The sequence below is a fragment of the Alkaliphilus flagellatus genome (assembly GCF_018919215.1).
GTDB classification, from domain to species: Bacteria; Bacillota; Clostridia; order Peptostreptococcales; family Natronincolaceae; genus Alkaliphilus_B; species Alkaliphilus_B flagellatus.
Genome location: NZ_JAHLQK010000005.1, coordinates 225,286 through 239,816, shown reverse-complemented (window position 1 = coordinate 239,816; position 14,531 = coordinate 225,286). Strand labels below are relative to the sequence as shown.

Here is a 14,531-nt window from a genome sequence, read left to right as displayed (position 1 = left end):
AGTGATGTTTTACAAAGTAGTAAAAAATTCGATTAGATTCATACTCTCATTAATTTATAGAGTTGAAATTCAAGGTAAAGAAAATATACCCATGGAAGGCAAATCTATCGTTTGTTCAAATCACTTTAATTTATTAGATCCAGTTTTTATTGGAACTTGTTTACCAAGAAAGATTAATTATATGGCAAAGGAAGAACTGTTTTCAAATAAGATTTTTGCTTTAATTTTAAATAAATTAGGAGTGTTTCCCGTGAAGAGAGGTGGTGCTGATATTAGTGCCATCAAAACTGCATTAAAAATTTTAAAGAATGAAGAGGTATTTGGAATATTTCCAGAGGGCACTAGAAGTAAAACTGGTGAAATGCTGGAGGCTAAGCCTGGTCTTGCTATGATAGCAATTAAGTCACAAAGTTCTATTATTCCTGTTGCTATTATAGGAAATTATAAACCTTTTAGTAAAATAAAGATAATAATTGATAAGCCAATAGATTTTTCAGATTATTATGATCAAAAAATTTCTATTGAAGAATACCAACAATTAAGTCAAAGTGTGTTAGAGCATATAAAAAAATTAATGAATTAAAAAAAATGTGGAAATACTGATTATTAAAGAAGGATTTTCATATATTATGTAGAAATTTTATAAAGTTATGTATTTAATTTTACATTATAAAATCCACAGGAGGATAATAATGAAAGTAATTGTGGCAAATCATTCTGGCTTTTGCTTTGGTGTAGAAAAAGCTATACATACTGCTTTCGATGAGGTGAATAATAATAGTAATATTAAAAGAGATATTTATACACTAGGACCTCTTATTCATAACCAACAAGCTGTAAATAAATTAGAAAATGATGGAATAAAGGTAATTGGCCATCTGAATGAAGTCTCAGATGGTACTGTAATTATTCGTTCTCATGGGGTTTCTAAAAATATATATGATATAGCTTATGAAAAAAAAATAAACCTAGTTGATGCAACTTGTCCCTTTGTTAGAAAAATTCAAAATATCGTCAAAGAATATAAGGAAAAGGGATATAATATTGTTATTATAGGGAATCCTGATCATCCAGAGGTAGTAGGAATTAATGGATGGTGTAATAATGAAGCTTATGTTGTAAAAACAGAAGATGACATTGAAAAAATTCCTTTTTTAGATAAGATGTGTATAGTTGTTCAAACAACTATGTCTACGTCTCTGTACCTTAAACTTACTGATATACTAGAAAAGAAGGCTATTGATGTTGTAAAGTTTAATACCATTTGTTCTGCTACTAGAGATAGACAAGAATCTGCTAGAGATCTAGCTAAAGAAGTGGATGTAATGATAGTAGTAGGTGGATACCATAGTTCTAACACCCAAAAACTTGTAGAAATTTGTAAGGAAGAAAAACCAAATACAACTTTTCATATTGAAACAGCAAGTGAATTACCAATTAATTTACTAGGAGGATATGAAACTGTAGGTGTTACAGCAGGTGCATCCACTCCTAAATGGATTATTGATGAAGTAATAGAGAAAATTAATAGTTTATAATAACTTATTTTAGGAGGTCTTAATATGACTAACGATATGCAAAATTTAATGGAAGAAATAGAAAAAACGATGGTAAGACTACGAAGAGGAGAAATTGTTACAGGTAAAGTAATTAATGTTACTCATAATGAAATTATAGTAAATGTAGGATATAAATCAGATGGAATTATACCAAAGAATGAGATATCAAATGATACAACGATAAATCCTATTGAAGTAGCAAAAGAAGGAGATGAAATTAAGGTTTATGTATTAAGTCTAGACGATGGAGAAGGTAATGTTCTATTATCTAAAAAAAGAGTAGATATGGTAAAAGGATGGGATGATTTAGAAAAAATAAAAGATGCTCAGTCCTTAGTTGAAACAAAGATAATTGAGGCAGTAAGAGGTGGAGTGGTAGCTGTAGCTCGTGGTATTCGATGCTTTATACCAGCAAGTCAGTTATCTGATCGTTATGTAGATGATCTAAAGTCCTTTGAAGGTAAAAATTTTAATACTAAAGTAATTGAAATCGATCGTAGGAAAAACAAAGTAGTTTTATCAAGAAAACTTGTACTAGAAGAAGAAAACAAAAACAAAAAACTAGAATTATTCTCTAATCTAGAGAAAGGTACACGCATTAAAGGAGAAGTTAAACGTATTACTGATTTTGGTGCATTTGTAGATATTGGTGGAGTTGACGGTCTTATCCATATTTCAGAGTTATCTTGGGGTAGAATAAAGCATCCAACAGAGGTAGTAAAGGTTGGAGATATTATAGAGGTAGAAGTGTTAGATTTTGAAAAAGAAAAGGGAAAAGTGGCTTTGGGATTAAAACAAACACAGCAACAACCATGGGAAGCTGCATTAGAAAAATACCCTATAGGAAGTGTAGTTGAGGGAAAAGTTGTTAGACTAGTAGATTTTGGTGCCTTTGTTGAATTAGAATTGGGATTAGATGGATTAGTTCATATTTCGCAAATTAGTGAAAAACATATTTCAAAGCCATCAGAAGAACTTCATATTGGCCAAAAAATCAATGTGAAAGTATTAGATATTAAACCAGATGAAAAACGTATTAGCCTAAGTATTACAGCAGTTGATGAAGAAAATGAAACAGAAGAAATCGAATATATTGATGCTAACAATACAACAACAATTGGAGAAATTTTAGAAAATGATCATAAAAAATAAAGAGTCTTTGACTCTTTATTTTTTATGATATACTTGAGTAAATAACTTTTATAATAAGGTACTATTTTTTATTTAAATTTAAGGGGGAAATTTTATGGAAGGGTATGAAATTTTCAAAGATAAAGTTTATAAAAAAACAGGAATAAACTTAAGTAGTTATAAGGAACGTCAAATGAAACGCAGGATAGAGTCTTTAATTACACGTAATAATTTTACCTCTTATGATTCTTATTTTAATGCTATAAATAAAGATTTAAAATTGTTAGATGAATTTATTAATTACTTAACTATAAATGTATCAGAATTTTATCGTAATCCTCAACAATGGGAAGTATTAGAAAGTACAGTAATACCTCATTTACTAAAAAATAAATCTAAGTTAAAGATTTGGAGTTCTGCTTGCTCTACTGGAGAAGAACCATACTCATTAGTAATGTTACTTTCTAAGTTTTTTCCTCTTAGTCAAATTAGTGTATTAGCTACAGATATTGATGAAGGAGCAATTAGCAAAGCTAACAAAGGCATTTATTCTGCTAAAAGTTTAGAAAACTTACCTAAAGAGTTTATAAATTCATTTTTTGAGAAACATAACGAGGAATATAAAATAAAAGAAGAAATAAAAAAACAAGTAACTTTTAAGCAATTCAATTTGCTTGAAGATGAATATCCAAAACAATGTGATTTAATTTTATGTAGAAATGTGATGATTTATTTTACTGAAGAAGCTAAAAATGATATGTATAAAAATTTTCATGACTCACTAAGTAATGAAGGAGTTTTATTTGTAGGTAGTACTGAACAAATAATTTTACCAAATAGGTACAACTTAACTCCATTGAAAACATTTTTTTATAAAAAGGCTAAGCTAAATATATAATTTTCGAAGTTAAGTATAGAATTTTCAAAAAATAATATGTATCTATATTATTTTTAAATTAACAAGTGGTATAATAGTATAGTGGGTTAAAAATGGAAAGGAGGACACTTATGAATTTAGAAAAAATATTAAAACAAATATCAGAAGCTTCTGGAGTTTCTGGATATGAACAAGAGGCAGCTCAAATAGTTAAAGAGCACTTTCAAAAGTATTGTGACGAAATTATAGAAGACCCTTTAGGAAACATTATTGGATTAAAAAAGGGCAGAGGAGTTGACAATAAAAAGATTATGTTAGCTGCTCATGTAGATGAGATAGGTCTAATGGTAAAGAATATTGATGATAATGGATTCATACAATTTACTAATATTGGGGGAGTAGACCAAAGGACACTTCTATGTCAAGAAGTGATTATTCATGGTAAGAAAAAGACTTATGGGATAATAGGGGCTAAACCTCCACATATAACAAATGAAGAAGAAAGACAGAAAGCTTTAAGCATAGATGACCTAGCGATTGATACAGGATTTACAAAGAATGAACTTACATCTAGGGTTAAGATTGGAGATGTAATCACAATTAAAAGGAGTATGATAACTCTACAGAATGATTGGGTAGCAGGCAAGGCAATGGATGATAGGGCTGGTATTGCCTCACTGTTAGTATGTTTAAAAGAATTGCAGCATTGTAACCATGAGGTTGACATCTACTTTGTTGCTACTGTTCAAGAAGAAGTCGGAACAAGAGGTGCAACTACATCAGCTTACTCAATTAATCCTGATATAGGGATAGCTGTTGATGTTGGATTTGGTAAAACACCTGAACTAAGTCAATATGAAACAATTGAAATGGGCAATGGTCCTGCTATTACTGTCGGTCCAAATATCCATCCAAACATATTTGATAAAATAAAACAGGTTGCGATTCAAGATTATATTGATTATCAAATTGAAGTAGCTCCAGGACACTCTGGTACAGATGCTTGGCCAATGCAAGTAAGCCGATCAGGCATTGCTACAGGAGTATTATCTATTCCATTAAGATATATGCACACATCTGTAGAAACTCTCAGTTTATCTGACATTAAAAAAACAGGAAAACTACTTGCCAATTTTATTGTAAGTTTGAATGAAATTGATATGGAGGAATTATTATGTTATTAAAAAGATTAACTGATGCTTTGGGTGTTTCTGGAAATGAAAAAGAAATTCGAGAGGTTATAATTGATGAAATCAAAAACTATGTTGATAATATTAAAATTGATACAATGGGTAATATAATTGCTTATAAGAAAGGTAAAAGAGAGGATATTAATGTTGCTGTAGCAGCCCATATGGATGAGGTAGGCTTTATAGTCAAAGGTATTGATGATAGTGGTTTGATTAAGTTTGCACCAATTGGAGGTATGGATGCCAGAGTATTAGTATCCAAACAAGTTATTATTGGTAAGAATAAAATTAATGGAGTTATTGGTGCCAAGGCAATTCATATGCAAAAACCGGATGAAAGAAAGCAAGCAATATCTATAAATGAATTATATATAGATATCGGATGTAAAACTAAGGCTGAAACAGAAAAGTTAGTACAGATGGGAGATTATATTGCCTTCTATAGTGAATATGTTGAATTTGGTAGAAATCGTATTAAAGCGAAAGCATTAGATAATAGAGTAGGATGTGCAATATTAATAGAATTATTAAAAAGTGAAACGCCGCTTAGTATTACAGGGGTATTTTCAGTACAAGAGGAAGTAGGGCTTAGGGGTGCGGAAGTAGTAGCTAATCAAATTGATATTGATCTTGCAATTGTTTTGGAAGGTACAACTTGTTCTGATATACCAAGTATAGACCCTCACTTGCAAGTGACAGAGCTAGATAAAGGTCCAGCCATATCATTGATGGACAGAACTTCAATATACAATAGAAAGTTCGTAGATATGTTGGTTAAAACTGCTACAGAATCCGAAATTCCTTGGCAATACCGAAGGTCATCATTTGGTGGAAATGATGCAGGAAAATTTCATACAGCAAAAGGAGGAACACCATGTGTATCCTTAGCAGTTCCTTGTAGGTATATACACTCACCTGTGTCTGTATTAAGCAAAGATGATTACTATAATTGTAAAAATCTTTTATTTAAATTCGTTGATAGAATTAGCGAAAGGGGATTATTGTAATGAGAAATTTGAATTTAGATTTATTAAAAAGAATAGTAGCTACTTATTCTCCATCCGGAAATGAAACTAGAGTTTGTGAATTAATTAAAGAAGAAGTTAAAGATTATGCAGATGAAGTTTATACCGATCCTCTTGGGAACCTTATTGTAAGAAAAAAAGGACAAGGTAAAAAAGTTCTTTTAGCTGGACATATGGACCAAATAGGACTTATGGTTACATATATTGACGATAAAGGATTTATTAGATTTACTAATGTTGGTGGAATATCTCCAGCAGTTACCTTTTCCCAAAGAGTTATATTTGAAAATGGTACCATTGGTGTAGTAGGATGTGAAAAAATAGATAGTTTGAAGGATTTAACCTTAGATAAACTGTTTATAGACATAGGGGCTTCATCAAAGGAAGAAGCGGAAGAAAAGATTTCTATAGGAGATATATGCGTGTACTATAGTGAAGTAATTATGGATGATAAAAATATTATTGCACCAGCATTAGATGATCGTATAGGCTGTTTTATTATGATTGAAATCTTAAAGTCACTTAAAGCTTCTGAAAATGATATTTATTTTGTTTTCACGGTGCAAGAGGAAGTAGGAACTAGAGGAGCTAAGACGGCAGGTTATGCTATAGAGCCAGATATTGCAATATCTTATGACGTTACAGCTACTGGTGATACACCAAAGTCTAAGCCTATGGCTGTTAAATTAGGTGATGGTCCTGCAGTTAAAATTAAAGATAATTCTATTTTATGCCATCCTAAGGTAAAGAATCTAATGATTGAACAAGCTGAAAAAAATTCAATACCATATCAATTAGAAGTGTTAGAATTTGGTGGTACAGACTCTGGAGCAATTCATTTAACTAGGGCCGGAGTTCCTTCAGGTGTATTATCAATTCCTTCAAGATATATTCATAGTGATTGTGAAATGGTATCATTAATCGATGTATCAAATGCGGTTGAGTTATCATTAAGAATACTAGAAGAAGAAATTTAATATATTATACAAAAGAAATATACATTATTATAATTATGTATATTTCTTTTATATTTCGACTTTAATTACAATATTATATAAAATTTTATATAATATTGATGTAATTTGTTTAACGATTCTTATATAAATTAAAAGGAAATTGCTATTCTTTTATTGAAAATATTAATCGGAGGTGGAAACTAATGATTAATAATAAAAGCACTTATTCAATAAGTGAGGTATCAGATCGTACAGGATTTAAACCTCATGTAATTCGTTTTTATGAAAAAGAATTTAATCTGAATATACCTAGGGAAGATAATAATAGGAGATATTTTACAAATAGGGAGATAGATCAGTTATTATATATCAAAGAGCTACAAAGTGGTGGATCTAGTAATAAACAAATAAAGGAGATATTACAAAGCAAAGAAAACATAGAAAATGAAATCGATTTTAGTAATGATGTAGCTGTTAGTATATTAGATGATTCATGTAATTTAACAAATGTATTAAAAAGTACTGATAATATTACTGTGCAGTTTAAAAATGAAATATTGACAACTTTAGAAAAATATAACTATAAAAATGAGATAAATGAATTAAAACAAAAAATTGAAGAACTAACACAGCAATTAAATAATGAAGAGAAAAATAAAGATAAAGACGTATTAATTTGTGAAAATGCTAAGTTAAAATTAAAAGTAAAAGAAAAATCATATGAAATAGCAGAATTAAAGGATAAGTTAAAAAGGCAAGAGTACCAAAAAACATCCATATTTCAAAGAATATTAAAAATAAAAAGTGCTACATAATTGCGAATACTTTAGTTTGTATATTATAAATATTAAAGCCCAGCTAAGCTGGGCTTTAATATTTATAATATAAGAATTATGTCAGTTTAATTAGATTGTTTTATTTGGATATTTTTCAAGAGCAATTTTTAAGATTTCCATTGCTTTTGTTAAATCATCTTCGTTTAATATATAAGCTATTCTAGCTTCATCTTTTCCTAGTCCAGGGGTAGCATAGAAACCTTCTGCTGGAGCCATCATTACAGTTTCACCATTAACATCGAATTCACTTAATAGCCAAACAACAAATTTTTCAGCATCATCTACAGGTAGTTTTGCTACTACATAGAAAGCTCCTGTAGGCTTTTTACATAATACACCAGGCATAGTTTGTAATGCTTCATATACAATTTTTCTACGCTTATCGTATTCCTGATTAACAGCATTAAAATATGTATCTGAAGTTTTGTATAGCTCAACAGCACCTACTTGTTCGAGAGTTGGTACACAAAGTCTTCCTTGACATAATTTAAGTATTTGTTTCATTAATTCTTTGTTTTTACTTGCAATTGAACCAATTCTAGCACCACAAGCACTATAACGTTTAGAAATACTATCTACTATAATAACTCTATCTTCAATCTCCTTAATTTCACCAAAGCTTGTAAATTCAAGTCCATCATATACGAACTCTCTGTATACCTCATCAGCTATAATGAATAAGTTATATTCCTTTGCTAATTGAGCCAACATTTGAATTTCTTCTTTTGTATATACTACACCTGTAGGATTACCAGGATTAGATAATAAGATAGCTTTTGTTTTTGTATTAATAACTTCTTCAATAGCTTTTTTGCTTGGTAAGTGGAAACCATCTTCAGCTTTACATGTAATAGGAGATACATTTACATTTACAGCTGAGCTAAATCCATTATAATTTGTATAGAAAGGTTCTGGCACTAATATTTCGTCTCCTGGATCTGCTATTGCTATAATTGCAAATAAAATTGCTTCTGAACCTCCGTTAGTAATTAAGATTTCATCATTTTCAAAGTTCATACCATGTTTTGCATAGTATTGTCTTATTCCATCAATTAATTCTGGAGAACCTTGGGATAGAGCATAAGATAAAACTTTTTCATCGAAATTTTTTACTGCTTCCATAAATGAACTTGGAGTTTCAATGTCAGGCTGTCCAATATTTAAGTGATATACTTTTTTGCCTTGCGCTTTTGCAGCCTGTGCAAATGGTACAAGTTTTCTAATTGGAGATTCTTGCATTGCAGTGATTCGTTTTGATAAAATCATTCTTAAATACCTCCTGTATAACTATTTTTAAATTAATCTACAATACTATAATAGCACAAATTAGAAATTAGTAACATACATAATTTTTTGAAAATATATAATTATTTAAGTTTAAAGTTTTTTATATGCAAATTCATGTTATATACAGAAAAACAAGCAAATTTCATTATAAATGACTTATTAAAGTTTATCCAAAAGATAGGATAAAGCTTTAAATATAGAAATTATTAATGTATAATTATGTATAGTTAATTAAAGTTGTTATAAAATAGTATATAGTTGTTGTATTATAAATAGGTTTATAGGAATTAGAAACTTAGGGGGATAATTAATTGAGACTAGTACCTATTGAATATGCAAGAGAAGGAAATTTTTTGGCACAGCCTTTATTTAATGATAATGGACAAATTCTCTTGTCTAAAGGAGTTATGTTAAATAATAGATTAATTTTTAAAATAAAAGAAGCTGGATTTTTATATCTATATATAAATGATAATAAAGATGAAGAGGTTATAAATGATGTGATTAAACCGGAGATTAGACAGAAAGCAATTGTTTCTATAAAGAAAATCTATAGTGCTATAGCTCAGGAAAACGGTATAAACTCACAAAAACGGCTTAATGACACAGTTACTGATTTGAAAAATATGATAGATGGCATAGTGGATGAAATGTTCGCTGAAAAAAGTATAATGATTCAATTGGTAGATATTAGAAATTTAGATAATTACACCTATTCTCATTCAGTAAATGTGGCTATTTTATCTTTAGTTATTGGTATATCTTATGGTTTAAATAAAAATGATCTTTATGATTTAGCATTAGGGGCTCTTCTTCATGACATAGGTAAAATGTTTATACCAGAAAATTTATTAAAAAAGCCTGGTGCATTAACTATAGATGAATTTAATATCGTACAAGAGCATAGCTTAAGAGGGTTTAATTACATGAAAGATGAGTTAAACATAAATGCTAGGTCTAGAATAATATCATTACAGCACCATGAAAAGGTAGATGGAACAGGATATCCATACAAATTAAAAGATAAGGAAATTAATTTATTTTCTAAAATTGTATCCATTGCCGATGTATATGATGGATTAACTTCTGATAGAATCTATAGAAAAGCAATTCCAGTACATGAGGCTTTAGAATATATTATGGGTGGATGTGGGAGGTTATTTGATTTTAACTTGGTCCAGGCCTTTGTAAAGAAAGTTGTACCATATCCCATAGGTACTTTTATAAAATTAAGCAATGATGTTATAGGTATAGTTGAGAATGTAAATTTAGATTTCCCATTGCGACCAACTGTTAAAATAATTAAAGAAAAAGGAAAAATTTGTTCTGAATATATTATTGATTTAACTAAGGAAAATACTATAGTTGTTGAAGATATAGTATATAATATATAATTATATACTATAGGTATTGTAAAATAAAATGTAATTGCAGGAGGATAAAAATGAGCAAAAGAGAAAAAATAACTGTTTCACCAGAAGAAATAAAAAAACAACAAGATATTGTTGAAGAACTTAAAATATATAATAGTGGTAAAAATAAGAAATATATTATTACTACTTATGGTTGTCAAATGAATGAGCACGATTCAGAAACTCTATCAGGAATGCTTGAAAAAATGGGTTATACAGCTACAACTAACAAAGAAGAAGCAAACTTAATTATATATAATACTTGTTGCGTAAGAGAAAATGCAGAATTAAAAGTATATGGAAATTTAGGGGCATTAAAGAATCTTAAAAAAAGAAGAGATGATCTTACTATAGCTGTATGTGGTTGTATGATGCAACAACCTCAGGTAGTAAAGGAAATAAAAAAGAAATATAAACATGTTGATTTAGTTTTTGGAACCCATAACTTATTTAGATTTCCGGAGCTTTTGTTAAAATCTATGGAATCTGAAGGTATGTTTATTGAAGTATGGGACCAAGAAGGAGATATAGTAGAAGGATTACCAGCTAATCGTAAATATGGATTAAAAGCATTTATTAATATTATGTATGGATGCAATAATTTCTGTACCTATTGCATAGTTCCATATACTAGAGGAAGAGAAAGAAGTAGGGAGGTTGAAGATATAGTAATGGAAGCAACCGACCTTGCTAAAAATGGTACAAAAGAAATTACCCTACTTGGACAAAATGTAAACTCATATGGAAAAACACTAGATAAAAGTACTGATTTTGCTGATTTACTAAGAGAGTTGAATAAGATTGATGGGATTGAGCGTATTAGATTTATGACTTCACATCCTAAAGATTTATCAGATAGATTAATCGATGCAATGGCAGATTGTGATAAGGTTTGTGAACACTTCCATCTACCATTTCAATCAGGAAGTGACCGTATTTTAAAGATTATGAACAGAAATTACACAAAAGAAAGATACCTAAGTTTAATTAAAAAATTAAAAGATAAAATGCCTAATATTGGATTAACTACAGATATTATTGTTGGTTTTCCTGGAGAAAGCGAGGAAGATTTCCAGCACACACTTGATATAGTGGAAGAAGCTAGATATGATTCTGCGTTTACCTTTTTATACTCTATTCGTGAAGGCACTCCAGCGGCAAAGATGGAGGAACAAATAGATGAAAAAACAAAACAAGAAAGGTTCAATCGTCTAGTTGATAAAGTAAATGAAATAAGTGCAGAGATTAATCAAAGCTATTTAAATAAGGTTGTAGAAGTACTAGTTGAAGGACCAAGTAAGACCGATGCAACTAGACTAATGGGTAGAACAAGAGAGAATAAATTGGTTAATTTTGATGGCGATGAAACTTTAATTGGAAAGTTAGTTAATGTAAAAATTATAGAACCTAGAACATTTTCTTTAAATGGAGAAGTTATCGAATAAATGAATGCAGACAATTAAAATAGAATGCTATTAGCATTCTATTTTAATTGTTGTATAATATTTTGAGTCCTTTTTAAAATAAAAAGAACTATATACTAAAATTCAATCTAACTATTTGATATAATTAATAAATAGACTAAAAAGATAAGAGGAGGAATAAATTTGAGTAAGCTAACTCCTATGATGCAACAGTATATGGAAATAAAACAAAAACATAAAGATTGTTTAATGTTTTTTAGATTGGGAGACTTCTATGAATTATTTTTTGAGGATGCAGAAATAGCTTCTAGAGAACTTGAAATCACTTTAACTGCTAGAGACTGTGGACTAGAAAATAGAGCTCCTATGTGTGGTGTCCCATATCATGCTGCCGATGGCTATATAGATAGATTAGTTTCAAAAGGATATAAGGTTGCAATATGTGAACAAGTAGAAGATGCATCAGAAGCTAAGGGAATTGTTAAAAGAGATGTCATAAGAGTGATTACCCCAGGTACATTGATTGATACAAACTTATTAGAGGATAAAAGAAATAATTATTTACTTTCGTTATACATTTCAACTGTAGGATGTGGATTAAGTTATGTTGACATTTCTACAGGAGAATTTCTTTGTACTGAAATAATTGGAGATGAAATAGAGCAAAAAATAATTGATGAAATTAGCAAAATAGAACCTACTGAAATCATTTATTTTATTGAAGAAGGATCAATCAGCAGTAATTTAATAGAAGATATAAAAAAAAGATTTAGTACATATATCTCTATATATGATTCATGGAGTTTTGAGAAAGATCATGGAATAAATCAAATAAAAGATCAGTTTAATATAGTAGGTATAGAAGGACTGGGATTTCATTCTAATCATTTAGGTATTCAATCTACAGGATCATTACTTTACTATTTAAAATCAACTCAAAAAAGATCACTTACTCATATTAATAAGATTAACTTATACGCATTCAAAGAAAAAATGATTTTAGATACATTTACTCGGCGAAACTTAGAACTAACAGAAACGATTCGCGGGAAAAATAAAAAAGGATCTTTGTTATGGGTTTTAGATAAAACTTTAACTGCAATGGGTGGTAGGATGATTAGAAGATGGATTGAAGAACCACTACTGAATGTAGAAATCATAAACCAAAGACTCCAAGCAGTTGAAGTGTTAAAAGAGGATATTTTATTAAGAAGAGAACTGAAAGAGAGCTTAAAACAAATTTATGACTTAGAAAGACTTTCAGGAAAAATTGCTTTTGGATCTGCTAATCCGAGAGATTTAGTTGCATTAAAAAAATCCATATACTTCTTACCAATAATTAAACAGTTATTTGATAATAAAACTGCAGGTTTGTTAGGAGAACTTTTAACTAATATTGATCCATTAGATGATATTAAGAATCTTATTGATATATCAATATTGGAGGAACCAGCCTTAAATTTAAAGGATGGTGGAATTATTAAAGAAGGATACAATAAGGATTTAGATGAATTACAGAGAGCTTCTAAAGAGGGCAAGCATTGGATTGCAAAACTAGAACAGCAAGAGAAAGATAGAACAGGTATTAAATCTTTAAAGGTGGGATATAATAAAATTTTTGGATATTATATTGAAATTTCAAAATCAAATTTACATCTAGCACCAGAGAGTTATATAAGAAAGCAAACATTGGCTAACTGTGAAAGGTATATTACTCCAGAATTAAAAGAAATAGAGACTAAAATATTAGGAGCTGAAGAAAAAATTGTCGATATTGAGTACGAACAGTTTATTGAAATTCGTAATATACTTTCACTTGAAATAGAGCGTATACAAAGAACAGCTAACGCAATAGCAGAATTAGATGTTCTATATTCCTTTGCAGAGGTTGCTGGAGAAAGTAATTATATTAAGCCAACGGTTAATGATAGTGAAGTAATAGATATTAAGGAAGGACGCCATCCAGTAGTTGAAAAAGTATTAGAAAATGATATGTTTATTTCAAATGATACTTATATTAATACTGAAGATGAACAGCTTTTAATCATTACTGGTCCTAATATGGCAGGTAAGTCAACATATATGAGACAAGTGGCATTGATTGTCTTAATGGCACAGATTGGATCATTTGTTCCAGCTTATAGTGCAATTATTGGTATAACAGATAGAATTTTTACTCGAGTAGGAGCTAATGATGATTTATCTCAAGGACAGAGTACTTTTATGGTAGAGATGAGTGAAATGGCTAGTATTATAAATTTAGCAACTAAAAAAAGTTTATTAATAGTAGATGAAATAGGTAGAGGTACAAGCACCTTTGATGGTTTGAGTATTGCATGGTCTGTTGCAGAGTATATATGTAAAACCCTGGGATCTAAAACTCTTTTTTCTACTCATTATCATGAATTAACCCAGCTATCAGAAACCTATACAGGAATTAAAAATTATAGAGTCTCAGTTAAGGAAGATAAAGATCAGATCATATTTTTGCATAAAGTTCTAAAAGGTAGTGCAGATAAAAGCTATGGTATCCAAGTTGCCAGATTAGCAGGATTGCCGAAAGACATTATAAATCGTGCAAATGATATACTAATAGATCTTGAGAGAAAAAACAGTGATGAAGATAATCATTCAAATGACGTATCAAAAGAATCAGAGGTGGCTTTGACCAGTAATAATATTGATATTAATAAAGAAGAACAACTTAAACTTGAAGATCTTGTAGAACTTGGGATAATAAAGGATTTAAAACACATAAATTTATTAGAAACTACACCTATAGATGCATTAAATATATTATATAGGCTTCATAAAAAGGCTACACAGCTTTAAGG

The 14,531-nt window shown here is 29.6% G+C and carries 12 protein-coding genes; 11 read left to right on the top strand and 1 reads right to left on the bottom strand.

What is annotated here, in order from left to right; genetic code table 11:
- Positions 1–4 precede the first annotated feature (4 nt).
- The 8 genes from KQI88_RS13880 (at position 5) to KQI88_RS13845 (ending at position 7,553) form a co-directional block, all read left to right on the top strand.
- Complete coding sequence (locus KQI88_RS13880) at positions 5–583, top strand: lysophospholipid acyltransferase family protein (protein ID WP_246579320.1); 579 nt, start codon at positions 5–7, stop codon at positions 581–583.
- A 109-nt stretch (positions 584–692) separates the two neighbouring features.
- The gene (locus KQI88_RS13875; RefSeq protein ID WP_216418295.1) at positions 693–1,538 is read left to right on the top strand and encodes a 4-hydroxy-3-methylbut-2-enyl diphosphate reductase; all 846 of its coding nucleotides are present in this window, start codon (positions 693–695) and stop codon (positions 1,536–1,538) included.
- 24 nt (positions 1,539–1,562) lie between these two features.
- Complete coding sequence (rpsA, locus tag KQI88_RS13870; RefSeq protein ID WP_216418293.1) at positions 1,563–2,711, top strand: 30S ribosomal protein S1; 1,149 nt, start codon at positions 1,563–1,565, stop codon at positions 2,709–2,711.
- 94 nt (positions 2,712–2,805) lie between these two features.
- Positions 2,806–3,588: a CheR family methyltransferase gene (locus tag KQI88_RS13865; protein WP_216418290.1), complete on the top strand. Its 783-nt coding sequence runs from the start codon at positions 2,806–2,808 to the stop codon at positions 3,586–3,588.
- Between the two features lie 110 nt (positions 3,589–3,698).
- Positions 3,699–4,751: a M42 family metallopeptidase gene (locus KQI88_RS13860; RefSeq protein WP_216418288.1), complete on the top strand. Its 1,053-nt coding sequence runs from the start codon at positions 3,699–3,701 to the stop codon at positions 4,749–4,751.
- Positions 4,742–5,764, top strand: a complete 1,023-nt coding sequence (locus tag KQI88_RS13855; protein WP_216418287.1) for a M42 family metallopeptidase — start codon at positions 4,742–4,744, stop codon at positions 5,762–5,764. Before KQI88_RS13860 ends, KQI88_RS13855 begins: the two co-directional genes overlap by 10 nt.
- Positions 5,764–6,759 carry a M42 family metallopeptidase gene (locus tag KQI88_RS13850; RefSeq protein WP_216418285.1) on the top strand — a complete coding sequence of 332 codons (996 nt, stop codon included), beginning with the start codon at positions 5,764–5,766 and terminating at the stop codon, positions 6,757–6,759. The genes KQI88_RS13855 and KQI88_RS13850 overlap by 1 nt, the downstream gene beginning before the upstream one ends.
- A 182-nt stretch (positions 6,760–6,941) precedes the next feature.
- The gene (locus KQI88_RS13845) at positions 6,942–7,553 is read left to right on the top strand and encodes a helix-turn-helix domain-containing protein (protein WP_216418283.1); all 612 of its coding nucleotides are present in this window, start codon (positions 6,942–6,944) and stop codon (positions 7,551–7,553) included.
- 90 nt (positions 7,554–7,643) lie between these two features.
- On the opposite strand, the gene KQI88_RS13840 is transcribed toward KQI88_RS13845, so the two are convergent.
- Positions 7,644–8,840 carry a pyridoxal phosphate-dependent aminotransferase gene (locus KQI88_RS13840; protein ID WP_216418281.1) on the bottom strand — a complete coding sequence of 399 codons (1,197 nt, stop codon included), beginning with the start codon at positions 8,838–8,840 and terminating at the stop codon, positions 7,644–7,646.
- 332 nt (positions 8,841–9,172) lie between these two features.
- On the opposite strand from KQI88_RS13840, the gene KQI88_RS13835 reads away from it, so the two are divergent.
- From KQI88_RS13835 to mutS, 3 genes are all read left to right on the top strand, one after another.
- Positions 9,173–10,255 carry an HD-GYP domain-containing protein gene (locus tag KQI88_RS13835; protein ID WP_216418279.1) on the top strand — a complete coding sequence of 361 codons (1,083 nt, stop codon included), beginning with the start codon at positions 9,173–9,175 and terminating at the stop codon, positions 10,253–10,255.
- A 50-nt stretch (positions 10,256–10,305) separates the two neighbouring features.
- The gene (gene miaB / locus KQI88_RS13830) at positions 10,306–11,718 is read left to right on the top strand and encodes a tRNA (N6-isopentenyl adenosine(37)-C2)-methylthiotransferase MiaB (protein WP_216418277.1); all 1,413 of its coding nucleotides are present in this window, start codon (positions 10,306–10,308) and stop codon (positions 11,716–11,718) included.
- Between the two features lie 180 nt (positions 11,719–11,898).
- A complete protein-coding gene (gene mutS / locus KQI88_RS13825) occupies positions 11,899–14,529 on the top strand; it encodes a DNA mismatch repair protein MutS (protein ID WP_334300612.1) in 2,631 nt (876 codons plus the stop codon).
- Positions 14,530–14,531: the final 2 nt, after the last annotated feature.

What these genes read in the sequence shown, in the direction of transcription:
- KQI88_RS13880 (WP_246579320.1), top strand. Translation starts at nt 5, where the DNA reads ATGTTTTACAAAGTAGTAAAAAATTCGATTAGATTCATACTCTCATTA.
- KQI88_RS13875 (WP_216418295.1), top strand. Translation starts at nt 693, where the DNA reads ATGAAAGTAATTGTGGCAAATCATTCTGGCTTTTGCTTTGGTGTAGAA.
- rpsA (WP_216418293.1), top strand. Translation starts at nt 1,563, where the DNA reads ATGACTAACGATATGCAAAATTTAATGGAAGAAATAGAAAAAACGATG.
- KQI88_RS13865 (WP_216418290.1), top strand. Translation starts at nt 2,806, where the DNA reads ATGGAAGGGTATGAAATTTTCAAAGATAAAGTTTATAAAAAAACAGGA.
- KQI88_RS13860 (WP_216418288.1), top strand. Translation starts at nt 3,699, where the DNA reads ATGAATTTAGAAAAAATATTAAAACAAATATCAGAAGCTTCTGGAGTT.
- KQI88_RS13855 (WP_216418287.1), top strand. Translation starts at nt 4,742, where the DNA reads ATGTTATTAAAAAGATTAACTGATGCTTTGGGTGTTTCTGGAAATGAA.
- KQI88_RS13850 (WP_216418285.1), top strand. Translation starts at nt 5,764, where the DNA reads ATGAGAAATTTGAATTTAGATTTATTAAAAAGAATAGTAGCTACTTAT.
- KQI88_RS13845 (WP_216418283.1), top strand. Translation starts at nt 6,942, where the DNA reads ATGATTAATAATAAAAGCACTTATTCAATAAGTGAGGTATCAGATCGT.
- KQI88_RS13840 (WP_216418281.1), bottom strand. Translation starts at nt 8,840, where the DNA reads ATGATTTTATCAAAACGAATCACTGCAATGCAAGAATCTCCAATTAGA.
- miaB (WP_216418277.1), top strand. Translation starts at nt 10,306, where the DNA reads ATGAGCAAAAGAGAAAAAATAACTGTTTCACCAGAAGAAATAAAAAAA.
- mutS (WP_334300612.1), top strand. Translation starts at nt 11,899, where the DNA reads ATGATGCAACAGTATATGGAAATAAAACAAAAACATAAAGATTGTTTA.